25 protein-coding genes are annotated in these 25,865 nt (G+C 67.7%); 11 read left to right on the top strand and 14 right to left on the bottom strand.

Going from position 1 to position 25,865, the window contains the following annotated elements; genetic code table 11:
- The 7 genes from rsmD to HY726_06970 all read left to right on the top strand — a co-directional run.
- On the top strand, positions 1 to 549 hold a 549-nt coding region (rsmD, locus tag HY726_07000; GenBank protein ID MBI4608735.1), incomplete at its 5' end, for a 16S rRNA (guanine(966)-N(2))-methyltransferase RsmD.
- A 232-nt stretch (positions 550 to 781) separates the two neighbouring features.
- On the top strand, positions 782 to 1,267 hold the full coding sequence (gene coaD, locus HY726_06995; protein MBI4608734.1) for a pantetheine-phosphate adenylyltransferase: 486 nt from the start codon (positions 782 to 784) through the stop codon (positions 1,265 to 1,267).
- Between the two features lie 8 nt (positions 1,268 to 1,275).
- Positions 1,276 to 2,469, top strand: coding sequence for a pyridoxal phosphate-dependent aminotransferase (locus HY726_06990; protein MBI4608733.1), 1,194 nt, complete (start codon positions 1,276 to 1,278; stop codon positions 2,467 to 2,469).
- Positions 2,466 to 3,491 (top strand): hypothetical protein, encoded by a 1,026-nt coding sequence (locus HY726_06985; protein MBI4608732.1) that lies wholly within the window; start codon positions 2,466 to 2,468, stop codon positions 3,489 to 3,491. The genes HY726_06990 and HY726_06985 overlap by 4 nt, the downstream gene beginning before the upstream one ends.
- 21 nt (positions 3,492 to 3,512) lie before the next feature.
- Positions 3,513 to 5,039, top strand: a complete 1,527-nt coding sequence (locus HY726_06980; GenBank protein MBI4608731.1) for a HAMP domain-containing protein — start codon at positions 3,513 to 3,515, stop codon at positions 5,037 to 5,039.
- Complete coding sequence (locus HY726_06975; protein MBI4608730.1) at positions 5,036 to 6,403, top strand: sigma-54-dependent Fis family transcriptional regulator; 1,368 nt, start codon at positions 5,036 to 5,038, stop codon at positions 6,401 to 6,403. Before HY726_06980 ends, HY726_06975 begins: the two co-directional genes overlap by 4 nt.
- Positions 6,400 to 7,131 carry a trypsin-like peptidase domain-containing protein gene (locus HY726_06970; protein MBI4608729.1) on the top strand — a complete coding sequence of 244 codons (732 nt, stop codon included), beginning with the start codon at positions 6,400 to 6,402 and terminating at the stop codon, positions 7,129 to 7,131. The genes HY726_06975 and HY726_06970 overlap by 4 nt, the downstream gene beginning before the upstream one ends.
- A gap of 49 nt (positions 7,132 to 7,180) precedes the next feature.
- Here HY726_06970 and HY726_06965 read toward each other — a convergent pair whose 3' ends face one another.
- Complete coding sequence (locus HY726_06965; protein ID MBI4608728.1) at positions 7,181 to 7,435, bottom strand: DUF1344 domain-containing protein; 255 nt, start codon at positions 7,433 to 7,435, stop codon at positions 7,181 to 7,183.
- Between the two features lie 331 nt (positions 7,436 to 7,766).
- Here HY726_06965 and HY726_06960 point away from each other — a divergent pair, with 331 nt between their 5' ends.
- Positions 7,767 to 8,210, top strand: coding sequence for a carbon monoxide dehydrogenase subunit G (locus HY726_06960; protein MBI4608727.1), 444 nt, complete (start codon positions 7,767 to 7,769; stop codon positions 8,208 to 8,210).
- 103 nt (positions 8,211 to 8,313) lie between these two features.
- The gene (locus HY726_06955; GenBank protein ID MBI4608726.1) at positions 8,314 to 9,567 is read left to right on the top strand and encodes a glycosyltransferase family 2 protein; all 1,254 of its coding nucleotides are present in this window, start codon (positions 8,314 to 8,316) and stop codon (positions 9,565 to 9,567) included.
- Between the two features lie 84 nt (positions 9,568 to 9,651).
- On the opposite strand, the gene HY726_06950 is transcribed toward HY726_06955, so the two are convergent.
- The 9 genes from HY726_06950 to HY726_06910 form a co-directional block, all read right to left on the bottom strand.
- Positions 9,652 to 11,142 (bottom strand): UbiD family decarboxylase, encoded by a 1,491-nt coding sequence (locus HY726_06950; GenBank protein ID MBI4608725.1) that lies wholly within the window; start codon positions 11,140 to 11,142, stop codon positions 9,652 to 9,654.
- A 2-nt stretch (positions 11,143 to 11,144) separates the two neighbouring features.
- On the bottom strand, positions 11,145 to 13,028 hold the full coding sequence (locus tag HY726_06945) for a TRAP transporter permease (GenBank protein ID MBI4608724.1): 1,884 nt from the start codon (positions 13,026 to 13,028) through the stop codon (positions 11,145 to 11,147).
- A 78-nt stretch (positions 13,029 to 13,106) separates the two neighbouring features.
- On the bottom strand, positions 13,107 to 14,093 hold the full coding sequence (locus HY726_06940; protein ID MBI4608723.1) for a TAXI family TRAP transporter solute-binding subunit: 987 nt from the start codon (positions 14,091 to 14,093) through the stop codon (positions 13,107 to 13,109).
- 81 nt (positions 14,094 to 14,174) lie between these two features.
- Positions 14,175 to 14,942: an enoyl-CoA hydratase/isomerase family protein gene (locus HY726_06935; GenBank protein ID MBI4608722.1), complete on the bottom strand. Its 768-nt coding sequence runs from the start codon at positions 14,940 to 14,942 to the stop codon at positions 14,175 to 14,177.
- Positions 14,943 to 14,952: 10 nt separating this feature from the next.
- Positions 14,953 to 15,987, bottom strand: coding sequence for a zinc-binding dehydrogenase (locus tag HY726_06930; GenBank protein MBI4608721.1), 1,035 nt, complete (start codon positions 15,985 to 15,987; stop codon positions 14,953 to 14,955).
- Positions 15,988 to 16,004: 17 nt separating this feature from the next.
- A complete protein-coding gene (locus HY726_06925) occupies positions 16,005 to 16,835 on the bottom strand; it encodes an amidohydrolase (GenBank protein MBI4608720.1) in 831 nt (276 codons plus the stop codon).
- Positions 16,836 to 16,920: 85 nt separating this feature from the next.
- Positions 16,921 to 17,679, bottom strand: coding sequence for an SDR family oxidoreductase (locus tag HY726_06920; protein ID MBI4608719.1), 759 nt, complete (start codon positions 17,677 to 17,679; stop codon positions 16,921 to 16,923).
- A 9-nt stretch (positions 17,680 to 17,688) separates the two neighbouring features.
- Positions 17,689 to 20,058, bottom strand: coding sequence for a xanthine dehydrogenase family protein (locus tag HY726_06915; GenBank protein MBI4608718.1), 2,370 nt, complete (start codon positions 20,056 to 20,058; stop codon positions 17,689 to 17,691).
- A gap of 446 nt (positions 20,059 to 20,504) precedes the next feature.
- Positions 20,505 to 21,470, bottom strand: coding sequence for an ABC transporter substrate-binding protein (locus tag HY726_06910; GenBank protein ID MBI4608717.1), 966 nt, complete (start codon positions 21,468 to 21,470; stop codon positions 20,505 to 20,507).
- 287 nt (positions 21,471 to 21,757) lie between these two features.
- Here HY726_06910 and HY726_06905 point away from each other — a divergent pair, with 287 nt between their 5' ends.
- Entirely contained in the window at positions 21,758 to 22,039 is a 282-nt protein-coding gene (locus tag HY726_06905; GenBank protein MBI4608716.1) for an AbrB/MazE/SpoVT family DNA-binding domain-containing protein, read from the top strand.
- Complete coding sequence (locus HY726_06900) at positions 21,999 to 22,385, top strand: type II toxin-antitoxin system VapC family toxin (GenBank protein ID MBI4608715.1); 387 nt, start codon at positions 21,999 to 22,001, stop codon at positions 22,383 to 22,385. The genes HY726_06905 and HY726_06900 overlap by 41 nt, the downstream gene beginning before the upstream one ends.
- Positions 22,386 to 22,415: 30 nt before the next feature.
- Here HY726_06900 and HY726_06895 read toward each other — a convergent pair whose 3' ends face one another.
- The 4 genes from HY726_06895 to HY726_06880 form a co-directional block, all read right to left on the bottom strand.
- Complete coding sequence (locus HY726_06895; protein ID MBI4608714.1) at positions 22,416 to 23,996, bottom strand: acyl-CoA synthetase; 1,581 nt, start codon at positions 23,994 to 23,996, stop codon at positions 22,416 to 22,418.
- A 23-nt stretch (positions 23,997 to 24,019) separates the two neighbouring features.
- The gene (locus HY726_06890) at positions 24,020 to 24,502 is read right to left on the bottom strand and encodes a (2Fe-2S)-binding protein (protein MBI4608713.1); all 483 of its coding nucleotides are present in this window, start codon (positions 24,500 to 24,502) and stop codon (positions 24,020 to 24,022) included.
- Positions 24,502 to 25,374 (bottom strand): xanthine dehydrogenase family protein subunit M, encoded by an 873-nt coding sequence (locus HY726_06885; GenBank protein ID MBI4608712.1) that lies wholly within the window; start codon positions 25,372 to 25,374, stop codon positions 24,502 to 24,504. The genes HY726_06890 and HY726_06885 overlap by 1 nt, the downstream gene beginning before the upstream one ends.
- Positions 25,371 to 25,865: xanthine dehydrogenase family protein molybdopterin-binding subunit (locus tag HY726_06880; protein MBI4608711.1), on the bottom strand; the 495-nt coding region annotated here is incomplete at its 5' end. The genes HY726_06885 and HY726_06880, both read right to left, overlap by 4 nt.

The raw sequence follows: 25,865 nt of genomic DNA, 5'->3' as shown, positions 1-25,865 counted from the left end.
GTCGCTGCCGGCGAGCTCAAAGGGCGGCGGCTGGCTGCGCCGAAAGGGCGGCGGACACGCCCGACCTCCGACCGCATCCGCATCGCGTGCCTCGATACCCTGGCGCCGTGGCTGCCGGGCGCCCGCTTCCTCGACCTCTTCGCCGGCGCGGGGGCGGTCGGCATCGAGGCCCTCTCGCGGGGCTGCGCGGAGTGCGTGTTCGTCGAGACGGACCACGCGGCCATGGCCGCGCTCTGCTCGAACCTCGAGCAGCTCGGCCTCGCGGGGCGGGCGCGGGTCCTGCGGCGGGATGCGCGCTCGGCCGTGGAGCTTCTCAAGCGGGAGGGCGCTCGCTTCGCGGCGATGTTCCTCGACCCGCCGTACCGGAGCGCGCTCGCCGCCGAGACGCTGGCACGCCTCGCCGACGGCACGCTCCTCGCGCCGGGCGGGGTCGTCGTGGTCCAGCACCTGACGAAAGCGCCGCTCCCCGAGCGCGTGGGGTCGTTAACAGCCTTCAAGGGACGACGATTCGGCGAAACCACCTTGACTTTCTTTCGGGCGGCGGGGTAAGATCAGCGTCGTTTTTCGGAGGGGAGCGTGGAACTTCGAGCCGAGCGGCTCCCGACGAGCCGCAGGCGAGGAGAGTCGCGAGGCGAGGCCCGAGTTGATCGCTCGAGCCGAGCGGCTCCCGACGAGCCGCAGGCGTGGCAGTTCGAGCCGAGGCGCTTCGGCGCAGGTGGCTTCATCGCCTGCGCCAGCGACGAGGCGAGGCCCGGTTAGCTAACACAGCGGCGAGGGCTGAATGGGCAAGCGTGCCGTCTATCCGGGAATGTTCGATCCGGTCCACAACGGCCACCTGGACCTGATCGAGCGGAGCCTCCGCATCTTCGACGAGCTGATCCTGGCCGTGGTCGCCAACCCGGCGAAGGAGCCCCTCTTCTCGATCAAGGAGCGGCTCGACATGCTCGACGAGTCCACGGCCGGGCTTGGGAACCTCCGCATCACGTCCTTCGACGGCCTCCTGATCGACCTCGTGGCCCACGAACGCGCCGACTGCGTGATCCGGGGGATCCGCGCGATCTCGGACTTCGAGTACGAGTTCCAGATGGCGCTGATGAACCGCAAGCTCCGCGACAGCGTGGAGACCGTCTTCATGATGCCCCACGAGAAGTACACCTATATCTCCTCCCGGCTCATCAAAGAGGTCGCGAGCTACGGCGCCGCGGTCGCGGGCCTGGTGCCCTCGAGCGTCGAGACGCGGCTGAAGGAGAAGTTCGCCAGGAAGTAACGGGCCCGATGTTCGCCGATCGCCTGAAAACCCTCGCCCCCTCCTCCACGCTGGCCATCCAGGCGAAGGCCAAGGCCATGCGCGCCCAGGGGATCGACGTCATCTCCTTTGGCGCGGGGGAGCCCGACTTCGACACCCCGGAGCGGATCAAGGAGGCGGCGGTCCGCGCGCTTAAGCAGGGACAGACCAAGTACACTGAGGTGCCCGGGATCCCGGAGCTCCGTGCGGCCGTTTGCCAGAAGCTCCGCCGTGACAACGGCCTCGACTACGAACCCGCCGAGGTCCTGATCTCCTGCGGCGCCAAGCACACCCTCTACAACATCTTCGTCACGCTCGTGGACTCCGGCGACGAGGTCCTCATTCCGAGCCCGTACTGGGTCTCCTACCCCGAGCAGGTGCGGCTCCTCGGCGGCGTTCCGGTGCCTGCCCCGACCGATGAGGCGCGCGGATTCCAGGTCGACCCGGCCCGTCTGAGGGCGGCGGTGACGGCGCGGACCCGGGCCGTCGTGCTCAACAGCCCGAACAACCCGACGGGGGCGGTCCTGACCCAGGAGACGCTGCGGGCCGTCGGCGAGCTCGCGGTCGAGCGCGGCCTCTGGGTGATCTCCGACGAGTGCTACGAGGCGCTCACCTACGACCGGCGCCACACGTCGATCGCGGCGCTGGGGCCGGAGGTCAAGGCGCGCGCCATCGTCGTCAACACGTGTTCCAAGGCCTACGCGATGACCGGCTGGCGCATCGGTTACGCCGCGGGCCCCCGCGCGCTGATCGCCGCCATGAGTGACGTCCAGAGCCAGGTCACTTCCAACCCGTCCTCGATCGCCCAGTGGGCCGCCGTGGAAGCGCTGGCGGGCCCCCAGGACGAGGTGGCCAAGATGGTCGGCGAGTTCGACCGCCGTCGGCGGGTGATCGTGGAAGGGCTCAACACGATCCCCGGGATCCGCTGCGTGATGCCCGGTGGGGCGTTCTACGCGTTCCCCGACGTGTCGGAGCTTTTCGGCAGGATGTGGGAGGGCCGGAGACTGGCCAGCTCGTCGGACGTCACGGCGTTCCTGCTCGAGGCCGCGCGGGTTGCCGTGGTCCCGGGCGTCGACTTCGGCTCCGACCGCCACGTCCGCCTCTCGTACGCCACCGACCTCGCGACCATCAGGCAGGGGCTGGCTCGGATCGACGCAGCGGTCCGGTCCCTCGGCCCGATATGATCCCCGATCCGACCTGGGAGGCGGCGCTCCGACGCGCCGCAGCGGTCCGCGTCATCCTCATCATCGGCGAGACCGACACGGGCAAGACGTCCTTCACGACTTACCTGGCCAACGGGCTCCTGGGGCGCGGCGACCGCGTCGGCGTCGTGGACGCGGACCTCGGGCAGTCCGACATCGGTCCTCCGACGACCGTGGGGCTCGGGCTGATCAGCCAGCCTGTGGAGCAGCTCGGCGAGGCGGAAGTCGCCGGGCTCTACTTCGTCGGGTCCACGTCTCCCCAGGGTCATCTCCTCCCCACCGTGATCGGCACCAAGCGGATGGTGGACAAGGCCCTCACCCTGGGCCTCGATCGCGTGCTCGTGGACACGAGCGGGCTGGTCCAGGGGGAGCTGGGGCGCGCCCTGAAGCAGCACAAGATCGACCTGATCGATCCGGATGTGCTCTGCTGCCTCCAGCACGGGGACGAGTGCGAGCCGATCCTGAAGCCCTACGCGGCGGGGCGCCGGCCGGAGGTCCTCCGCGTCGCCTCGAGCCGCGCGGGGCGGAAGCGCTCGCAGGAGGAGCGGCGGCTGCACCGGGAGCGGACGCTCCAGGCCTACTTTCACGGGGCGCGCACGCTCTACCTGGACCTCGGCCGCGTGGTCCTGAGACGCCCGGCGCTCTTCGCGGGCCAGCCGCTGGCGGGTCGTCAGCTCGAGGAGCTCTCGGCGCTCCTGAACGACATGGTGCTCTGGGCTGAGCGGCGCGGGACCGAACTCGTCCTCGTGACTCCCGATCCGATCAAGGAGGTCGAGCTGCGCCAGATCGCCCGGCGCTTCGATGAGAGCCTCGTCCTCAACTACAGCCTGGACGACTTCCAGGGTGCGCTGGCCGGGCTCGACAACGCCGACCGGGAGACCGTCGGGCTCGGTGTGGTCCGCGCCGTGGACTTCGGCAAGCAACTCCTGGTGATCGAGACCGCGGTGCCGGAGGCCTCGATCGCGAGCGTCACGATCGGCCGCCAGAAGTTCCGCCCGGCCTGATTCCTGGTCGGGAGGGTTCGCGTGCGGCTCGGTATCCGACACAAGCTGGTCTTCCTCAGCCTTCTCATCCTCATTGTGGTCTCGTTCGGCTTCACGTGGCTGCACCTCGCGCTCTCGCGCGGGTGGGTGGAAGAGGACCTGAAGGACCGGGCCATCGCCTTCGCTCGGGAGATCGCGGCCACGATTGGCGATCGGCGGGAGTTTGAGAGTGCCGCGCTCCTTCACGACCAGATCCAGCAGATCCTGGCGGTCAGGCAGAATGTGCTCCAGCTCGACATTCTTGCGTTCGGGTCCGGTGGGACCAAGTTGGTAGCCACAAGCCATCCCGAGAGTCGGCTGCCGTTTCGCCGGAAGGAGGTGGACCAGATCCTCAAGGGGCAGGTCATCTCGCGCCTCATGAAGGAGCCGAACAGGCGGTACTGGGAGGTCATGGCCCCGGTCACGCTTGAGGGAACGGTGGCCGGAGCGGTTGCTGCCAAGTTCTCGCTGGACCGCGCGGATCGGCAGGCGTCGCGGATCCGCACATGGGCGCTCGCCCTCACCGCCGTCTCGGTGGTAATCATGGGTGTCCTGATGAGTCTTGCGGTCCAGCTGATCGTGGATCGCCCGGTCCGGCGGTTCATGGACGCCATTGCTCGCATCCGGAGCGGGGACAGCGCCGCCACGGTCCGGGTGGAGACCGCCGACGAATTAGGGGCCGTCGCACAGCACTTCAACGAGATGATGGGGCGGATCAACCAGTTCAGCGATGAACTCCAGGCTCGGGTCAAAGAAGCAACCGCGGAGCTCGACCGCCGCTATCAGGAGCTCCAACGCCTGAACCAGCTCCTCTTCGAAACGCAGCGGAGCCTCGGCCACGCCGACCGGCTGGCCCTGTCCGGGCGGATCATGGCCGAGGTCGCTCACGAAGTCGGTACACCGCTCCACTCGGTAGCTGGACACATCGAGCTGCTCCGGAAGGAACTGCCTGCCGATTTTCTGTCGGAGGATCTAGCCCGTCGCCTCGCGATCATCGAGACCCAGCTTGCGAGGGTGGTCGAGATCATTGGCCAACTACTGGACCTCACTCGCCACTCGCCTGGAGAGCCGGGCCCAGTAGACGCGAACCGGCTGCTGCGAGACACGGCCGACTTGGTGAGGCCGAGCCTCTCCGCCGCGGGTCTGAGCCTCGAGGTGGTCACGGCCCCTGAGCTTCCGTCGGTGCAGGGTCACCGAAACCAGCTCCAGCAGGTGATCCTGAACCTCCTGACCAACGCGATGGACGCCACACCGGCCGGAGGCCGTGTGAAACTGACCACCAGGGCTCTTGAAAATCGCGAGGAAGTGGAGGTGGAGGTCAGTGACACCGGGCGAGGGATTCCGCTTGCCCACCGAACGCAGATCTTCGAGCCATTCTTTTCGACCAAGGAGTCGGGGAGGGGTACCGGCCTCGGTCTTTTCATTTCCGCCCAGATCGTGCGGGAGCACAAGGGACGGATCGAGGTCACGAGCGACGAAGGCCGAGGGAGCACGTTCCGGGTCGTCCTCCCCACGGGGCGTCCCGCATGACGGCGCCTCCGACGCTCCTGATCGCAGACGATGACCCAGTGGCCCGGGACCTCCTTGCCGAGGTGTTGACCCGAGAAGGGTACCGGGTCCGGGCAGCTTCAGGCGGGGAGGAGTGCCTGCGCCTGGCCGAAGCCGAGCCCTTCGACCTGGCCCTCGTAGATCTGCGGATGCCCGACCTGGACGGGCTGTCGGTCCTCCAGCGACTCGCGTCAATCCAGCCGAGAGTCCCAGTCTTAATCCTCACGGCGTTTGCGACCATCGAAACCGCGATCGAAGCAATTCGTGCTGGCGCGTACGACTACCTCTCCAAACCCTTCAGAATGGAGGAGATCAAGGTCGTGGTGCGCCGGGCCCTGGACGCGCAGCGGTTGGTCCGTGAGAACCTTCAGTATCGGCAGGAGCTCAGGGAACGATACCGGGTCGAAAACCTGGTGGGCCAGTCTCCTCAAATGGTCGAGATCTATAAGCTGGTGGCGCGCGTGGCGAACCTCGACACCACGGTCCTCATTCAGGGGGAAACCGGCACCGGGAAAGAGTTGGTCGCCCGCGCCATCCACTACGCGAGCCTCCGGGCGGACCGGCCCTTCGTGGTGGTAGACTGCGCGGCACTTCCCGAGGCGCTTTTCGAGTCGGAGCTCTTCGGCCACGAACGGGGCGCTTTCACCGGGGCCCTCTCAACTCGGCGCGGCCTCCTCGAAACCGCCGCGGGGGGAACCTGCCTCCTTGACGAGATCGGGGAGTTGTCGCCCGCCCTCCAAGGCAAGCTGCTACGGGCCCTCCAGGAGAGGACGATCCGGCGGGTCGGGGGAAACGAGCCGATTCCCGTGAACGTCCGGATCGTCGCGGCGACCAACCGGGATCTCAGGAAGCTGGTCGAGGACGGCAGCTTCCGGGAGGATCTCTACTTTCGCCTCAAGGTCGTGACGATCACGGTCCCGCCCCTCCGTGAGCGGCTCCAGGACGCGCCGCTCCTGGCTCAGCACTTCCTGCAGAAGTATGCCGTCGCGTCCGGTAAACCGGTGAAGGGCTTCGCGCGGGAAACCCTCGCGCTCCTCTCGGGCTACCACTGGCCGGGCAACGTTCGGGAGCTGGAACACACCGTCGAGCAGGCGGTCGCGCTCTCCTCGTCGGAACTTGTCCTCCCCGACGATCTCCGGCCGGAGCTCCGCGAGGAGCCTGCCCGCGAGCTCCGTCTGCCCGCGGGGCGCATGACGCTGGAAGAGATGAAGTGCTGGTATGTGGCCAAGGTTCTTGAAGAGGCGGGGGGGAACAAACTCCGTGCGGCCGAGATCCTAGGGATCGACCGGCGCACCCTCTACCGGATCCTCCAGCGACAGGTAGTCGAGGAGGAGGCGGACGGATGACGCGAGCGGGTGGCCTGGTCGCGGTCGCCCTCCTGGTGTCGGGTTGTGCCTCCGCCGCAGGGGTCTCGGACCGGAGTGAGGTGATCCGGCGCATCCTCCCTTCGACGGTCCAGCTCCGGGCCGAGCGCGAGGGCGGCGGGCGGCGCGCCGCGTCCGGGGTCGTGCTCGCGTCGGACACGAAGTCGGGCCGTTCGTGGATTCTCACGACCCGCCACTTCTTGGAGCCACCGTTTCGCCGGCAGGTCTACGTCAGCACGCCTCAACACAAGGGCCGAGGGAGAGCGGCAGTGACGGCCGTGAGCACGGACACGGACCTCGCAATTATCGAGGTCGAAGGGATAGACCTCCCGCCCGTGAAATTTAAGGAAGTGGTCCAGCTCGGGGACGAGGTCTGGGTCGTTGCGTTCCCTTGGGGCCGTCGATTGACGGTGGTGAGCGGGGTGGTGAGTCAGATCGGGTCCGAGGCAGGAGAAGCGGCGGTGGAGGGACCGGCCCGAATGGTGGACGCCTCAGTGAGCTACGGGGCCAGCGGGGGAGGGGTGTTCGACGCCGTAACTGGCGCGTTGGTCGGGATCGTGGAAGGCTACCGCACGGCACGGGTGGCGATCCCGGAAACGCCAGAGCGCGGCTTGGAGGTCCCGGTCCCCGGGGAAACCACCGTGATTTCGTCGCAGGCGGTTGTTCGCTTCCTCCTCGCCGCGGGGCTCGAAGCCTTGATCCCAAAATAAAAAACGGGCATGCCCGCTCGCGGCATGCCCGTTTGGAGAGCGAGGGGTACTACTCCGACACCGCGAAGCTGGTGGAGATCTTCTTCCCGTCCCGCTCCTCGTAGGTGGCCTTCACCGATGCCCCTGCCTTGAGGGTGTCCATCGATAGGCCTTCGGCCACCCAGAGCTGGGTGCCGTCCTCAAGGACGAACATCCGATCGGCAGGGTCCACCTTCTGGATCTTCCCCTCGATCTCTTCAGCCCAGGCGCTGGCCACGGACAGGGCGAGCAGCAGAGCCAACGCAACTGCGAAAACCTTCTGCATGACGACTCCTCCTTTTGGGGGTGGAAGTGTGTGTTGCCAAGACTAGGAGCAAGCGAGATGCCAAGGGGACGTGTCGGTCAAAGTGAGCGAATTCGGCGGCTTAGGTAAGGCGCGCGGCCCTGTCGAAGTGCATTCAGTGTGGCGCCTTTGAACACGCTGGGGCAAATTTCCCCAGAATGCCCCTGTCAGGAGTTCCCGTTGAAAGATTTTGCGATCCTCTTTATGCTACCTTTGCCGTCCAGCAGATGGGAGGATGCGTGCTGAGCCCGGTCAACACGCGGCAGCTCAAGCCGGCGCTTCTGGCAGCTGCCGGGCCCAGAAAGGAGACCCGGTGAAGATCGAAGGCAGCTACGACATTCCGGCACCCCGCGACCGCGTCTGGCAGGCCCTCCTCGACCCCGCCCAGCTCGCCAAGGCCATCCCGGGCTGCGAGGAGCTCGAAGCCATCGGCGAAGGGGAGTACAAGGCGACGATGAAGGTCGGCGTCGCGGCGGTGAAGGGGACCTTTCAGGGCAAAGTGAAGCTCTCGGACATCCAGCCGCCGACCCGGTACCGGATGGCGGTCGAGGGGAGCGGTGGCCCCGGCTTCGTCAGGGGCGAGGCCGCCATGGAGCTGTCCGAGGTGGAGGGGGGCACGCGGGTCGCGTGCTCCGCCGACGTGCAGATCGGTGGCCTGATCGCGGGGGTCGGGCAGCGGATGCTCGGGGGCGTGGCGAAGATGATGCTGGACCAGTTCTTCTCCCGGATGGCCGAGCAGCTGGGCGGATCCCCCTAGTTGACTCGGAGGGGGGCTTTGCCCCCCTTCCGAACCTCCCCCAGGATCGGTTGCGCCGGCGCAGCCGGCGCTCGAGCGGGGGTATCTCCGACAGGCCCCTAAGATGGCTGAGCTTCTCTTCCTCCTGACCCGCGGGTTGTTTCTCGGGCTCCTGACGATGCTCGGCGTCAGCACCGTCGTCGCGGCGGTGTTCTTGGCCCGAGCCCGCCGCGCGCGCGCCCCGTCTCCGGCGTTCGCGCCGCCGGTGGCGGTGATGATCCCCGCCTACAACGAGGAAGCCAATATCGGGCCCTGCCTCGCGGCCCTTCTCGCCGCCGGTTATCCGAGGGAAAAGCTGGACATCATCGTCGTCGACGACGGCTCGACCGACAGAACACGCGCCGTCGTGCGCGCCTACCCGGGCGTCCGGCTGCTCAGCCAGGAGCACCGGGGGAAAGTGGCGGCCCTGAACACGGCGGTCCGGAGCGCGAGGTCCGACTTCCTCGTGAGCATCGACGCGGACACGCGCCTCCGGCCCGGCGCCATCGCGGAGCTCGTGCGGCCGCTCGCCGACCGCCGCATCGGCGCGGTCACCGGCGTGGCGAAAGTGGCGAACCCGCGGGGCGCGCTCGGATGGTTTCAGAGCGTGGAGTACCTGGCCAACGCCTTCTCGCGGGAGAGCTTCGCCTCGGTCTTCCGCTTCGCGCCCGGAATCTGCGGCGCGCTGACCTGCTACCGCCGGAGCAGCCTGCTGCGCGTTGGCGGCTTCAGGCCCGACACCGCGGCCGAGGATTTCGACGTGGCCCTGGAGCTTGCACGACGGGGGTCCGCCGTCGTCGCGGCGCGCGCGGCCGTCGGGGACACGCGGGTGCCGGAGACCCTCTCCGAGCTCGTCCGCCAGCGGGTGCGGTGGATGAAAGGCTGCATGCAGTGCTTCGTGAAGCACCGGGCGCTGCTGGTCGGTGGCCCGCCGCCGCTCGCCTACCTGGTCGCGGCACAGATCTTCTGGATCCTCTACGCGCTCCTGAGCCTGCCCCTCATCGCCTACCACTTCGCCTACTGGCTGCCGCTCTACGCCGGGTCGGTGCTCGACCTCAGTCTCTACGTGCTCCGCTGGGCGACCATCGTCGGGCCGGTCTATATGCTCGCCAAGATCCCGGCATGGGGGATTAACTTCACCTACTTCTTCGGCGTCCTCGCTGGGCTCCTCGCGCCGCTGCTGATGCTCGTGGCCGTCCGCTGGTACGATCGCCTCACGCTCCGAGCCGTCCTCGCGATCCTCGGCTTCTTCCCCTACACGCTGCTTCTGTCGGCGATGATGATGGGGAGCCTCGTGGCCTACGTCAGGAGCGGCGGCAAGGGTGTCTTCAGGAAGTGAGCGGTCGGTGCCCCTCCGTCGGGGGCCCGGACGGCTCCCGCGAGACGGCGGACCGCGTGCGAGTCGAGTGCGGTCGCGGCAGACTCATACTCCCTCGAGACCGTATTCCTTCCAGCGCTCGAGCACCCGCTGCTCATCCTCGGGGGCGGGCTTGACCGTGGGGGGGAAGCGCTCGCCCCCCCACTCGGCCCGCCGCTCGAATTCCCAGTTCCGGGTCGCGTCCACCAGCAACCGGTTCCAGAGGCCGGAGCCCAGGCGGTTCACATCACGCTCCACCAGCGGCGTGCTCGGGTCGATGGGCGAGCCGAAGATCCCCGGAAAGACCACGAGCCCGCCGTGCCCGGCGTTGACCCGATAGGCGATCGCCCAGTCGAGCTGCTCGTAGGAGGAGATGTCGATGTCCTCTTCCACCACGATGACGTTCTTGTAGCGAAACTGTGCCGCACCGGCTCCCCAGAGGGCCGCGGCGATCTGCTTGGGCTGTCCCTGGTAGTGCTTCCGGATCTGGATGCAGATGTTCGTGCCGTTCGTGATGGGATGGACGTAGACGTCGCGAATCCCCGGGATCCCGGCGCCGGTCAGGATGTTCAAGGCGATCGCCGCCCGCTGGACCGAGGACATCACGCTGTTCTCGCTGAACGACCCCGGCAGCGTTCCCTCGAGCGTGCCCCGGAAGATCGGCTCGCTGCGGTGCGTGACGCAGGTCACGCGAATCGTCGGTCGGGGCGTGGGTAGGTCGGAGACATAGCCTGTGAACTCGCCGAAGGGCCCCTCGAGCTCGTAGGTGGCCGCGTCGTCGGAGATGAGCCCCTCGATGACGATCTCGGCGCTGGCTGGCACGTCCAAGTCCACGGTCTCGCATCGGACCAGCTCGGCGGGCTCCCCCCGGTAGGCGCCCATCACGTCATACTCACACACGCCCGCGGGGATCGGGCTCCCGGCGATGAACGGGAGGATCGGGTCCCAGCCGATGACGCACGCTACCGGCATGGGCTGGCCGCGGCTCGAGTACTTGAGGAAGTGCTGGCCCCAGTGCTGGCCTCCTTTGATGAGGAGCATGGGGATCGTGTTCCGCGTGCCGATCATTCCCCGGTAGATGCCGACGTTCTGGACCCCCGTGTCCGGGTCGCGCGTGACGATCCCCGAGAAAGTGTTGATGTACCGCCCGCCTTCCAGGTAGTGCCACTTGGGGACCGGGAACTCGGTGAGGTCCGCGTGCGCCCCCTTGACGATGACCTCCTTCACCGGCCCCGTGCGGACCACGCGTGGCGGGATCGCCTCGCGGTTCTTCTTCATCACGTACTGAACCAGCTCGCGGTTGGGCGCTTCCCTCGGGAAGCCCAGGGCCAGGGCGAGCCGCCCTCTGCTGCCGAGGCCGCCGGTGAAGAGTCGGGTGCACCGCCCCTGCTCGTATCCACGGATGTTCTCGAAGAGGAGCGCGGGTCCCTTCCGCTCCAGGACCTTCCGCGTGATCGCGCCGATCTCGCGATCCCAGTCCACGGGCGCCGTGATGCGGCGGAGTTCTCCTTCCTTCTCGAGGCGGGCGATCCACTGGCGCAGGTCCATGAAGCCCATCGCTACCTCCTTGCCGTCCTGACCGCGGGCCCGAGCGCTCCCGCACGGCGGAGGCGCTGGGAGGCACACACCCCCAGGAAGCCGAGCGCCCCGAGCAGATCTCCCCAGAGCCCGGGGAAGATGAGGAGCACCGAGCCCGCGAGGAGCGCGACCCGCTCCCACACCCGCGTGGGCGCCCAGAGGTATCCCACGATGCCGGCGCCCAGCATCAGGATGCCCAGCGTGGCGGCAGCGGTGCGGGAGACCACGCCGAAGGGCGTGGGGTTGATCAACAGAATGGAAGGATCGTAGGCGAAGCTGAACGGGATCAGGAAGCCCGACAGCGCCAGCAGCATGGCCGTCCACTGGGTCCGCCAGGGATCGGCTCCGGCGATGGCGGAGGTGGCGTAGGTGGAGATGGCCGTGGGCGGCGTCAGGTCGGCCAGGATGCCGAAGTAGAAGACGAACATGTGGGCCACCAGGGCCGGCAGGCCGAGCTCGAGGAGCGCCGGGGCAGCCATGACCGAGGTGATGATGTAGGTGGCTGAGGTCGGAAGCCCCGTGCCGAGCACCAGCGCAGCCACCATGGTGAACAGGAGCGTGGCCAGGAGGTGGCCGCCGGACAGCGCGACGATGCCGCTCGCGATCTTCAGCCCCATCCCGGTGACCGCCACCACCCCCACCACGATTCCCACCGTGGCGCACGCCAGGGCAACAGGGAGCGCGTTCTGAGCGGATTCCACCAGCGCCTCAGCCGCGCCTCTCCACGTGAGCCGGGTCTCGCGGCGCAGGAAGCTGGCTGCGGCGCCGACGACAATCGCCCAGAGCCCCGCGTAGAGCGGCGTGCGCCCCTCCACCATGAGATACACGAGCACCGCCGGGGCCGCGAGCAGGTGGGCGTACGCGGCCACGACCGTGGCGAGGCGGGGCAGGTCGCTGCGGGGCAGGAGGGGGAGGCCCCGCCGTGCGGCCTCGAAGTGCACCATCACGCCCACGGCGAAGAAGTAGAGGACACCGGGGATGGCCGCGGACACTGCCACGGTCGCGTAGGGAACGCCGAGGGTCTCGGCCATGATGAAGGCTGCCGCGCCCATGACGGGAGGAATCAGCTGGCCGCCCATGGAGGCCGTGGACTCCACCCCCGCGGCGAACTCCGGGCGGTAGCCGGCGCGCTTCATGAGCGGGATCGTGAAGCTCCCGGTGGTGACGGCGTTGGCAATGGCGCTGCCATTGATCGTGCCGAGGAGCCCGCTGGAGATGACCGCCACCTTGGCGGCCCCTCCCTTCGTCCACCCGGCCAGCGCCAGGGAGAGGTCGGTGAAGAACCGGATCAACCCCACCCGCGTCATGAACGTCCCGAACAGGATAAAGAGGTAGATATAGGTGGCCGAGACCAGGGCGGGAATCCCGAACACCCCCTCGGTGGAGAGCACCTGCTGGTCGAGAAAGCGGGAAAAGGCGGTGCCGCCGTGGCCGAGGAAGCCGGGGAGCCACGGCCCGAGAAAGGCGTAGGCAACGAAGGCGAGCGTGAGGCCGGTGAGCCCGGCCCCGACGAAGCGCCGGGAGGCTTCGAGCAGGAGCAGGAGGAACAGGCACCCGACGATCTTGTCGCCGAGGTTTGGTTCGTCGACGAAGGGCATGCGGCTCACGAGGCGCGGGTTTTCGATGACGAAGTAGACCGCCGTGGCCGCGGAGAGGAGCGCCGCGCCACCGCTGGCCCAGCCCACCCGCACCCCCGGCTTGCGCGGGGTCAGGAACGCCAGGGTCATGGCGAAGGCCACGTGGACGGGGAGCTGGATCAGGAGGTCGAACATCCCCGCGGCGACCGTGTAGATCTGGAAGGCGGACCAGGCCACCGCCACGAGTGCCCGGGGCGTCAGGAAGTCTCGCATGCTTCCCAGCGACACCCTACGCCTCAGCGCCGTGCGGGGACGCGCGGCGGTCGAAGGTGAGGATCCGGCCGTTCGTGAAGATCCAATCCGCGGCTACCTGAGCCATCCCTTCTCGCGGTAGTACCGTTCGGCCCCCGGATGGAGCGGGATCCCCACCAGCTCGGGCTTCCAGGCCACGCTCGGCTCGAAGACCGCGAGTCCCGCGTGACCGCGAACCAGCGCGTCCTTGTTCTCGCAGATCGTCTTCGTGATCGTGTACGCGGTCGAGTCGGGGAGCGCGGTGTTGGTGATCAGGACCGTCGGAAACCCGACGGTCTCGATAGGCTCGGGCTGGTTCTTGAACTCGTTGGCCGGCATCCTGGCCGGCTGGTAGCCGAGGGCGGCCAGGCCCTTGACGCGCTCCGGCTCAAGCGGCAGGAACTTCACGTCGGCGAACGTGGCGATCTCCGTAATGGAGGGATGCTTGGGTGTCACCACCGCGATGAGCAGGTCCCCGCGCCCGTCCCGCATCGCGTCGATGATGACCTTGTAGCCTACGTGGGTCGCGCTCCCGCCCGAGCCCTTCAGGTCGTCGTAGCTCAGCCCGTACTCGCGCAGGAGCTGCCGGGCGGCGAACTCGCCGAGCGAGCCGACGGGCAGCGTGTAGAGCCTGACGGGCGGCTTTTTCTCCTTGACCTCCTTCAGGGACTTGATGCCGAGCTTCTTCTGGGCGATGGCGAGCAGGTAGTAGGTGTCCAGCCCGCCGACGAGGCCGCGGAGGTTCTCGAGCCTGGCGTCGTACGCTTCCTTGCCTTCGTACGCCCAGCGGTTGGTCACCGTGAACGAGAACGCGATCGGTGTCTCGTTCTTCGCCACCAGCTTCGCGTTGCCGACGCCTCCCGAGAACGGCTTCACGTCCACGTGCGAGCCCGGTGGGAGCATCTTGCGCAGAAGCTCCGCCATCGTCGCCCCGTAGACGTACCACGCGGTCCCCTGGCTCAGCGTGCCGAAGGCGAGGGTCACCGGTTGCTGGGCCAGCGCCAGGCTGATGCTCCCCAGCACGGCCAGCGTCACCACCACCGCCACAATCGTCTTCCTCATCGTCGTCCTCCTTTCGGGTCTCGCCTCGTGCCGGGCCTGCCTGCGGCATGGCCGGCGGCCCTCGGCTCGAACTGCCATTCTTCAGCGCCCCGTGAACTTCGGGGGCCGCCTCTCGAGGAAAGCCCTCACCCCCTCCTCGTAGTCCCGGGTGGAGCGGAGCCACGCGTAGGCCTTGCGCTCCAGCTCGAGCGCCGTCTCCAGCGGCGCCTCGATCCCCTTGTTCAGCACCGTCTTCAGGGTACGCAGCGCCAGAGGCGCTTGCTCCGCCAGGGCCGTGGTCAAGGTCGTGAGCGCCTCCTCGAACTCGGCTGGCGCCACGGCCTGGGTGATGAGCCCCCACTGCTCGGCCAGCGTCGCGGGGATCCGCTGCCCTGTCATCATGAAGAGCTTGGCGCGGGTCATCCCGATCAGGCGGAGGGCTCGCTGGGTGCCCCCGCTCCCCGGGATCATCCCCAGGCGAATCTCGGGGAAGGCGAACTCTGAGCGGGTCGTCGCGACCCTGAAATCGCAGGCGAGCGCCAGCTCGAGGCCCGCGCCCATCGTGTAGCCATCGATGGCCGCCACCACCGGCTTCCGGCACCGCTCGGGACAGGTGAGCGTATCCCCCCACTGCTCCAGGTCCGCGGGGGCCAGAGAGAGGAACTCGGCCACGTCGCCGCCTGCGCTGAACGCCTTGCCGCCGGCGCCACGGATCGCGATGACCCGGACGGCCTCGTCGGCATCGAGGTCGTGGAAGATGCCGGGGAACTCGCTTCGCATGACGACGGTCAGGGTGTTCATCTTGGCCTGGCGATCGATCCAGACCGTTGCCGTCGCCCCGTCCCGTTCCACCCTTACGAACTCGCTCATCCCGGTCTCCCTAAGGCTCGGGAATCAAGAGGAGCTTGCCGCGGTTCTTCCGCTCGATGAGATACTGGGCCGCGTGCCGGGCTTCCGAGAGCGGGAAGACGCGGTCCACGACAGGACGGAGCCGGCCGGCCAGCATGAACTCGACGATGGTGCGGAGTTCTGAGATGGAGCCCAGGTTGGTACCGATGATGCGGAGGTTCTTCGAGTACAGTTGACGGAGATCCACGCGCCCCCAGTGGCTGTCATGCGAGCCGATGCTCAGCAGCTTGCCGAGCCGCGTGAGGCAGTAGAGGCTCCGCTCGAAGGTCTCGGCGCCGATGTGCTCCACGACCAGGTCCACCCCGCGCTTGCCCGTGTAGCGCCGGACCTCCTCGACGAAGTCCTGCGTCCGGTAGTTGATCACGGCGTCTGCGCCCAGGGATTCGGCAAACGCGATCTTGTCCTCCGAGCCGACCGTGGTGATGACCCGGGCCCCGATCAGCTTGGCGATCTGGATGGCCGCGCTCCCCACCCCGCTCCCCGCAGCCTGGACGAGCACGGTCTGGCCGGGCCGGAGGTCCGCCTGGGCCACCAGCGCGTGCCAGGCGGTCAGCATCGCGAGCGGAACGGCCGCGCCGGCTTCAAAGCTCAACGCATCAGGGAGCGAAATGATGTTCTCGGCCGGCACCTTCACCAACTCGGCATAGCCGCCGTCCTTGTGAGCGCCCAGGTAGCCGTACCGAAGGCAGACCGTGCGCTCCCCCCGCAGGCAGTATTCGCACCGGCCGCAGGAGAAGCCCGGAAAGATCAGCACGCGCTGCCCGGCCGCAAGTCCGGTCACGTCGGGGCCCAGGGCGGCCAGAATCCCGGCCACTTCGCAGCCGTTGACGTGAGGCAGACCCTCGGGCGGCGGGAAGCGGCCGTCCAGCAGGAGCACGTCCACGTGGTTCAGGGCGCAGGTCCGGACGCGCACCAGGACCTCGCCGGGGCCCGGGACTGGGTCCTTGTAGTCGCCGTAGATGATCTTCTCAGGCCCGCCGTGCTCTTTGAAGTAGGCCGCCTTCATCGCGTGCCTCCGTTCGGTCAGCGGCTGAGCTTCAGGATCCGGGCGGCGTTGCTCCCGAGGATCTGTTCCTTCGCCGTGTCGGACAGCGGCAGCCCTCGGATCGTCTCGATGTTCTTCCTGATCGACGGTATGCTCGGCCAGTCAGAGCCGAAGAGCACTTTGTCGGCCACTCGCTCCAGCTCCGGGAAGTAGACGAGCAGCCGCTGGGGCGGGAGCCCGGCGATCTCCATGTAGACGTTCTCGCGCAAGCGCGCGAGGGCGTAGGCCCGGTCGTACCAGAAGGGCCGCCCGCTGTGGGTGACGATGATCGTGAGGTCCGGGAAGTCCACCGCGACATCGTCCAGGTACAGGGGATCCCCGTACTTGAGCCGCGAGGCCGGGAAGACCGAGGACCCCGTGTGCCACTTGACCGGCATCCTCAGCTCCTGGGCCTTGGCGTAGAGCGGGTAGAGCCTGGCGTCGTTGGGGTAGAAGTACTGGTAGGTCGGGTAGAGTTTGAGGCCACGAAAGCCATGATCCGTCACGAGCCGCTCCAGCTCCCGGTCGGGGTTGGCGGTCGCGTGGGGGTTGATGCTCGCGAACGGGATGAGGCGGGGGCTTCCCTTGCACAGCCGTGCCACGGTTTCGTTGCCGCCGATGGCGGAGGTGATGGGGGCCAGCTCCGCGAGGACGACGCCATAATCGACGCCGGCCTGGTCGAGGACCGAGAGATAGCGCTCCGTGGTCGAGTGCTCCTCCACGAACGCGGCGAAGGGACGGCCGAGCTGCCGGCTCATGAACTCGATGAAGGAGGGCGGCCCGCTGACCGGGACATCGTAGGCGTGGAGGTGGAAGTCCACGATGGACATCAGGCGGCTCCGCTCCGTGCACTCCATGGCGCGCCCTCCGCGCGCTCCCGGAGCCAGTCAGCCTGCTCGATGCTGAGGTCTACCATCAACCGACCGTGCTGTAGCCGCCGCTGACACTGACCACCTGGCCCGTGATCCAACCGGCCAGGTCTGAAGCCAGGAACGCGACCAGCGGGGCCACGTCCGACGGCCGCCCCAGCCGACGCAGGGGGTAGAGCCGGGTGATCTTCTCCCGGTTCGCCTCGAACCAGGCCGGGTCCCAATGTCCGCCCTCGACGACTCCTAAGGCCAGGGCGTTGACGGTGATCCCGTACGGTCCCAGTTCCTTCGCCAGCGTCTTGGTCAAGGAGAGCACCCCCGCCCGGGCAGCCGCCGTGATGGAGAGGCCGACCTCCCCCACGCGGGCCGAGTCACCGGCCAGATTGATGATCCGCCCGCTCTTCTGCTGGACCATGCTCGGCAGCGCCGCGTGACAGCAGTAGATCACGCCGTAGAGGCCCACGTCGATCTGCCGTCGCCACTCCTCGGGCGCAGCCTCAACGAATAGTCTTCGAGCCACGTACCCGGCGTTGTTGACCAGGATGTCAAGCCGGCCGAATTCCTTCACCGCCTGCTCCACCATGGCGCGCACCGCCTCGTAATCGGACACATCCGCCGCATACGCGGCAGCCTGCCCGCCGCCGTCCCTGATCTGCACCACCGCAGACTCAGCCTCGGCTTTCGAGTGCAAGTAGTTGACGGCCACCGCCGCGCCCTCCCGGGCGAGTGTCAGCGCGATCTCGCGCCCCACGTCCCGCGCGCCTCCCGTGACCAGCGCGGCCTTTCCCTTGAGCGCCAGGTCCATGGCTCTCCTCTAGGGCACCCCACCCGCCTTCCCGAGCAGTCGGAAGAGACGGTCAGGAGTGATGGGAAGCTCGTTCACCTCAATCCCGAGCGGCCAGAGCGCGTCCGCGACGGCGTTGGCGATCGCCGCCGGAGCTCCGATGGTCCCGCCCTCGCCCATCCCCCTGAAGCCCCCCAGCGCCGTCGGGGAGGGTGTCTCCACGTGATGCACCTCCATCGTCGGGACCTCGCTCGCGGAGGGCACGAGGTAGTCCATGAGGGTGCCGGTGAGAAGCTGCCCCGCCTCGTCGTAGACCACCTCTTCGTAGAGGGCCGCCCCGATTCCCTGGGCCACGCCCCCGTGAGACTGCCCGTCGACGATCAGCGGGTTGATGATCCTGCCGCAGTCTTCAACCACGACATAGCGAAGCACGACCACCGAGCAGGTCTCGCGATCCACCTCCACCACCGCCGCGTGGGTGGCGTTGGAGGCCGTGCCGAAGTACGGGTCGTAGAACCGCGTGGCTTCCAGCCCCGGCTCCATCCCCTTGGGTAGCCGTCGCGCTCCCGAGTAGGCGGCCTTGGCGACCTCCCGGAAGGTCACGCCGCGATCCGGCACGCCGCGCACCGAGATCCGGCCATCGGCCACTACGAGGTCGGCAGGGTCGGCCTCGAGCAGGTGAGCGGCAATTGTAAGGGCCTTCTCCCGGACCGCCCGCGCGGCGAGGATGCCGGCGCCACCTCCGAGAACCGCGCTCCGACTCGCGTAGGTCCCGGTGCCGTAGGGGGCGAGCGCGGTGTCGCCATGGACCACGCGCACGTCCTCCAGCGGGACTCCCAGCTCGTCGGCCACCACCTGGGCGAGGGAAGTTTCGAGCCCTTGGCCGTGGGAGGCGATGCCGAAGATGGCTGTCACAGTTCCCGAAGGATCCACGCGGATGGTGGCGGCTTCGGTGCCTGTGGCGACCGGCATGCCGGGCGAGACGGCAATGGCCGAACCGATGCCTGTCAGTTCGACGTAGGAGGCGAAGCCGATTCCGAGCCAGCGTCCCGCCGCGCGTGAGCCGGCCTGCTCAGCCCGGGCGGCCTCATAGCCCAGCGCCTCCCGCGCCTTGAGCAGGGTCTCTGTGAAGCTTGCCCGGTCCCACACGATCCCAGAGGGGGATTTATAGGGGAACTCCTCCGGCTTGATATAGTTTCGAAGTCTGAGCTCCGTCGGGTCCACGCCGAGCCGCCGCGCAGCCCGGTCCATGAGCCCCTCCATCACGAAGGTCGCAACCGGACGCCCCACGCCGCGATACGGCCCCATGGGCGCCTTCGGGGTGGCCACGCCCCGGGTGCGCCCGTGGTAGTGTGGGACGCGGTACGGCCCCGGCAGAAAGCTGATCGTCTGTACCGGCTCGATGACCGCGGTCCAGGGGTAGATGGAGTAGGCCCCGATGTCGGCGGTGACCTCAGCCCGGAGGCCGGCGATCGTGCCGTCGGCATCGAGGGCCAACTCTGCCTCGATGATCTCGTCCCAGGCCTGGGAGGTGGCGAGGAGATCCTCTCGCCGGTCGCTGATCCACTTGACGGGTCGTGCGAGCCGGCACGCCAGGGCGCAAACCGTAATCTCCTCGGGATAGAGGGAGGACTTGGCGCCGAAGCCGCCCCCCACATCCGTCGCCACGACCCTGATTCGGTGCTCGGGGAGGTTGAGCAGGTCGGCCAGGATGTCCCGCACGAGGCCCGGGCACTGGGTGGAGGAGCGGAGCGTCAGGAGCCCTGTCCCCTCGTGATAGTCCGCCAGACAGCCCCGGTTCTCCAGGCAGATGGCGGTGTGCCGGTGAAAGCGGAAGCGGTCCCGCACCACCACCTCCGCCCGCGCCATGGCCGCGCGGGCATCTCCCCGGGAGAACTCACGGGCGAGGAGGAGGTTCGACCCCGCCTCTTCATGGAGGAGCGGGGCCCCCGGCTCCATCGCCGCTCCCAGATCGGAGACGGCGGGAAGGGGCTCGCAGTCGACGACGATCCGGTCCAAAGCGTCCTCTGCCACGTAGCGACTCTCGGCCACGACCACGGCCACCGCCTCTCCGGCAAACCTGACCTTCCCGACTGCCAGGGGAGGGAAACTCGTCACCCTGTAGTCAGCCATCTTCGAGAGCGCCCGGACCGGCTTGGTCCAGCCGGCTAGCTCCGCTCCCGTGACCACGGCCACGACGCCCGGCGTCGTCCGGGCGGCGGACGGGTCGAGGCGAGCGATTCGCGCGTGGGCGTGGGGGCTTCGGAGGAACGCAGCGTAGAGGAGCCCCGGCGGGCGATGGTCATCCACGTACGAGCCCTGGCCGGTGAGGAGGCGCCGGTCCTCGACGCGCCTCACCCTCGCCCCTACCAGCTTGGGGGTGAGCTGCTCTCGCGGCACTAGGTACCCACCCAGAGGACTCGCAGTTGGGACCGTCCAGCGCCGCTCCGCATGAGAGCACGCGCGCGGGGAGTGCCCGGTTCGGCGACGTACCGCTTCACGAGTGCGCTGGTGTCGGAGTACGCGCGAGCTTGCGGCATCAGCGCGCGTTGCGGTCTTCGCTGATGGTACGCGAGATCGAGTCCCCCCTGATAGGACGCGCCTTGAAGGGTGGCATCGCGCCTGAGCGCGCCGGAGGCCGCAACAGGCCAGCCGCCACACTCTGACGGACCGCGTTTCCCTGCTGGTTTACATCGCGGGGCCCCCTGCGCATGAACGACCGTCCTCACCGCTGTTAGTACCTCGCTACATTACGCTTCGTCACGAGCAGCGGTCAAGACAGGAAGCGCGCGAATCCCGAGCGGACGATTCCAGCGGCTTAGCGAATGACCGGACACCTTGAAAGACTACTCGATTATCTTGTCCGCCTGGAAGAGGACGGACTGCGGAATCGTCAGGCCAAGGGCCCTGGCGGTCTTCATGTTAATGACCAGCTCAAACTTTGTGGGCTGTTCCATCGGGAGGTCGGCGGGCTTGGCGCCTTTCAGGATCTTGACCACATAGCCGGCGGCGCGGCGGTACAGGTCGGGAAAGCTCGTCCCGTAGGACATGAGCCCGCCAGCTTCCACATACTCTCTAAGCGTTAGCATCGTCGGCAGCCGGCTCGTTGTCGCGAGCTGTGCGAGCCGGGTTCGGTGAACAAAGAACATCGGCTCCCCCAGGACGAGGAGCGCTTCGGCACGCCCTCTGGTCATCGCCGCGAAGGCACCCTCGAACTGGTCGGCACTGCGCACCTCCAGGATTTGAAGCTGCACCCTCAGCGACCGGGCCCCGACCTCCATTTCTGCCACCTGAGCTGCGTAACCCAGAATGGTTGGATTCCAGAGGACAGCCACCCGGGAAGCCTGGGGAACAGCCTCCTTGAGGAGCTGCAGCAATTTGCCGGCATACTTCGGGTCCACAATGACGGTCAGCCCCGTGATGTTCCCTCCCGGACGGGCGAGGCTGGCAACGAGCCCAGTCTCAACCGGATTGATCGCTGCAGCAGTCACGATGGGGATTGTCTGTGTCGCATTCTTGGCTGCCAGAATCGCTCGCTGAACCGGCGCAAAGATGACATCCACCTTGAGACGCACCAGCTCGGCGGCGAGCTCTGGGAGGCGTTCAAACTTGCCTTCCGCCCCTCGGAACTCAATGACGACATTTTTCCCCTCGACGTAGCCAAGGTCGCTCAGCCCTTGCCTGAATGCCTGGCCGAGATGCGGGGCACCACCGCGCGCGCCAGGGACGAGATAACCTATCCGGGGAATCTTCGCTGGCTGCTGCGCGGCGGCGGCGAGGGGCGTCAGGAGGATACCGAAGACGAGGGTCACGAGGAGGGCACGGGCCAGGCGCATGGCTGCCTCCCGAGGGCCGGACGTTCAGCTTGGGGAACCTGGCGAGAGTTTTAAGCGTGGTCGAGGAGGCTGTCAAGGTAAATCTTGGGACGGAAGCCGACAAACTAAGCTGCCAAGGAAGAAAAATGGCGCGGGAAAGGCGAGCGTCGGCCTACGCCAGGAGCGAGAGGAAGCCTCTGACCTACCCCCTGGCTTGACCACCGAAAAAGAAAACGTTAAACTGATCAAGTAATGTTGAACGTTTTGTTGAATGGGAGATGAAAATGCCTATTGTAAGAATGTCAGCGAAGGGGCAGGTAGTGATCCCAAGGGACATCCGCCGAGCGCTCGCCCTGAAGCCGGGGACCAATTTCCACGTGCGGGTCGAGGGGAAGGAGGTCGTTCTCTTCCAACTCCCGGACGATCCCATTCGGGCGTTGCGGGGGGTGGTCAAGGGTGGTCCCTCGCTCACAAAGTCCCTGTTAGAGGACCGCAAAGAGGAGCTGGAGCGTGAGGAAAAGAAATTTGCTCGATTCCTTCGCCGTCCTCGCCTGGATTCAAGATGAGCCGGGCGCAGAACGCGTCGAGAGACTTCTTACTGGAGCTCGCCGACGGAATACTCCCCTGTTGCTGAGCGTGATCAACCTCGGCGAAGTGTATTACCGGCTCGCCCGCCAGCATGGCCATCGATTGGCAGAGGAAATTGTCAGACAGCTCGAGGTCCTTCCGCTTCGGTTCTATCCGTGCGATCAAGCCCTTGCCCTTGAGGCAGCGCGAATTAAAGCCGACTATCCGATGGCCGCCGCCGCCGCGTTCGCTGTGGCGGTTGCTTTGAGGGAGAACGCCGTGGTCGTCACAGGAGACCCGGAGTTTCGCCAGGTCGAGCACCTGGTCGCGATCGACTGGCTCTGACTCCCTTTCTGATGTCGAGAACTGGCGCCCTCACGCCTTCTCCCGGAGCTGGCGGCGGAGGATCTTGCCTGTCAGGGTCTTCGGCAGCTCGGCAACGAACTCCACGTCCTGGGGCGCCTTGTAGGGCGCGATCAGGCGCCGGGTGTGCTCCTTGATCTGGTCAGCCAGTGCCGGAGAGGCCGCGTGGCCGGGCTTCAGCGTGACGTAAGCTTTGACTCGCTGGCCGATCAGCTGATCCGGGACTCCCACGACGCCCGCCTCCAGCACGGCCGGGTGCTCCAGGATCGCCGACTCCACCTCCTTGGGCGAGATGAGATAGGCGCGGCTCTTGATCAGGTCGTCGGAGCGCGAGACGTACCAGTAATAGCCGTCCTCGTCCACGGAGGCATAGTCCTTGGTGTAGTACCACCCAGCCTGGTTGACCTGCGCCCACCGCTCCGGGTCCCGATAGTACCCGAGCGTGAGCCCGGGATGGTCGTTTCGGATTACGAGATGGCCGGGCTCCCCTACGGGCCGGGACTTCCCCTCGTCGTCCAGGATCGCCACCTCGTAGCCGGGGAGGGGCTTCCCCATGGAGCCGGGTTTGATCGGCGTCCCCACGCGGTTGGCGAGGAAAATGTGGCTCTCGGTCTGCCCGATTCCGTCGTAGATGGTGACTCCGAGCTGTTCCTGCCATTCCTTGAAAGTGTCGGCGGGAAGCGGCTCACCGGCAGAGACTCCCATCCGGAGCGACCCCAGCCGGTAGCGCCGCTCGGCCTCCGGCACCGCCAGCATCATCCGGTAGATGGTGGGCACCGCGCAGAAGACGGTGACGCGGTAGCGCTCGACGGTGGCGAACGCCTGCTCGGGGTCGAAGCGGCCGGTGGGCAGGACCACGGCGGCCCCTGCGTGGAAGGGGTAGAGGAAGTTGCACCCGAGGGGATAGATGAACGACCAGTCCTGGGGCTGGAAGCAGATGTCTCCCGGGCCCAGCCGGGTCATGACTCGTGTGATCGGATCCCCGGTGCCGATAATCCAGCGATGTCCGTGGAGGACCCCTTTGGGCTCCCCGGTGGTCCCGGACGTATACATCATGAAGGCCGGGTCATTGGGAGCTGTGGCTGCGGGCGTCAGGTCCTCGCTCGCCCGCTCCATCAGCCCGCGCCAGCTGCGGGTCGGGTCCGCCGCCTCCCCCACGAGCAGGAGGTGCGCGAAGCGGGGGCTGTGTCCACGGACCGCCTCGACGGCCTCCGCCAGGTCGGGCGTCACGATGGCAGCCACGGCCTCGCTGTTTCGGAGGATGATGCCGACCTCCTGCGCCCGCAGCATGGCGGAGGTCGGGATCGGGACGGCTCCGATCTTGAGCGCGCCCAGGAACGCCAGCATACAGTCGAGGTTGGTCCCCAGGCGGAGGACCATGCAGTCCCCCTGTTTGACGCCGAGCCCCCGGAGAGCGTTCCCGGCTCGGTTGGAAAGACGCCGGATCTCCTCGTAGGTGTAGGTGCGGTGACCAACGTGGACGGCAGGGTTCGGCCCGCGCCCCTCGCGGACGTGGCGGTCCACCACCCAGGCACCCATGTTGAGCCGATCGGGAATTTTGAGATAGCCCTCAGACAGGTCCTGACCCGTCACCACGTGCTTCTCCTCCTCTCGGCTCAGCCCGCGGCCCTGAGGCGTTTCGCCGCCGCCTGGACGGCGCGCACGATCCCCTGATAGCCGGTACAGCGGCAGAGGACCGCCGAGAGCCCGGCCCGGATCTCCGGCTCGGTTGGCGACGGATTGACGCGGAGCAGGTCGTAGGCGGCGAGGAGCATCCCCGGCGTGCAGAAGCCGCACTGGAGCCCGTGGTGCTCCCAGAAGGCCTCCTGGAGCGGGTGGAGCTTGCCGTTCGTCGCCAGCCCTTCGACCGTCAGGATTTCCGCTCCATGGGCCTGGACCGCGAGCATCAAGCAGGACCGCGCGGCCTCGCCGTTGAGGAGGACCGTGCAGGCGCCGCAGATCCCGTGCTCGCAGCCGACGTGGGTGCCCGTGAGCCCCAGGTCCTCGCGGATGAAGTCAACGAGAAGCTTGCGTGGCTCGGCACGCCCCTCCCGGGTCACCCCGTTGATCGTCAGCTTGATGGTCCGCAGCTCGCCCATCAGCGGGCCTCCTGGCTCCGCTTCGCAGCGCGCCGGATTGCGCGCCGGGTCAGCACCCGCGTGAGATGCCGCCGGTAGTCGGCCGAAGCATGGATGTCGCTGTCCGGCTCGACAAGCTCTGCCGCCCGTGCCGCTGCGGCTTCGATGCTCTGCTCGACGAGCCCCTCACGCTCGAGGATCTCCTCTGCCGCGCGGAGCCTGATCGGCGTCGGTCCGACGCCCGCAGCAGCCAGGCGCGCAACCCGACAGTTCTCGCCGTCGGCCACGAGCTGGACTGCGATCCCAACGATGGCGAAGTCACCGTGACGGCGGCTGAATTCCTCGAATGCCCATCCGCTTCCAGGCGGGGCGGCCGGCAACCGGACCTCTACCAGGATCTCCTCAGGGGCCAGCGCGGTCGTCAGATAGCTCACGAAGAACTCTTCGGGTCGGAGGACACGCTCACCCCGGGGACCGCGGACGACCAGCTCGGCATCCAGCGCGGTCGCGATCGCGGGGTACTCTGCTGCGGGGTCGGCGTGGGCGAGGCTTCCCCCGATGGTGCCGCGGGTGCGGATCGGGAGGTGGCCGACCAGGGTTGTGGCTTCGGCGAGAAGCGGCAGGCGTTCCCGCACCAGCGGGGAGAACTCGATCGCGCGCTGGCGGGTCATCGCCCCGAGGCTGAGTCGCCCGTTCACCTCGCGGACGTACGCGAGGGACGCGATGCGGTTCAGATCCACCAGCGCAGCGGGGCGGCTCAGGCGGAAGTTCAGAAGCGGCATCAGGCTCTGGCCACCCGCGAGGAGCTTCGCCTCCTCACCGTAGCGCGTGAGCAGCTCCAGCGCCTCCTCCAGGCTGTCCGGGTCGTGATACTCAAAGGGCGGCGGCTTCATCGGTTGCCCTTTCGCGCTGCCTCCATGAGCTCCCAGAGCCGGGTCGGCGTGATCGGAAGCTCGGTGATCCGGACCCCGAGGGGTGCCAGCGCGTCGCTCACCGCGTTGGCGATCACCGCCGGCACCGTCATGGAGCTGGACTCGCCGAGCCCCTTGGCCCCGAGCGTGGTGAACGGGGAGGGCGAGACGACGTGGCCGATGTCGATGGTGGGCGCCTCGCTGGCGGTGGGGACCAGGTAGTCCATGAACGTGCCGGTGAGGAGCTGGCCGTCGGCGTCGTAGGCCAGCTCCTCGTACAGCGCCCCGCCGAGGCCGTGGAGCGCGCCGCCGTAGATCTGCCCCTCGGCGATCAGCGGGTTGATCAGGGTGCCCGCATCGTGGACGGTCACGTAGCGGAGGATCTTGACCGCCGCGGTCTCCGGATCCACCTCGACCGCCATCACCTCGGCGATGAAGCCGTAGGTGTTCGACGAGTTCACGCGGTCCTGGAG

Source organism: Candidatus Rokuibacteriota bacterium, assembly GCA_016209385.1.
GTDB lineage: Bacteria > Methylomirabilota > Methylomirabilia > Rokubacteriales > CSP1-6 > JACQWB01.
The sequence above is the reverse complement of the archived record's forward strand: the minus strand, read 5'-3'. Positions and strand labels throughout refer to the sequence as shown.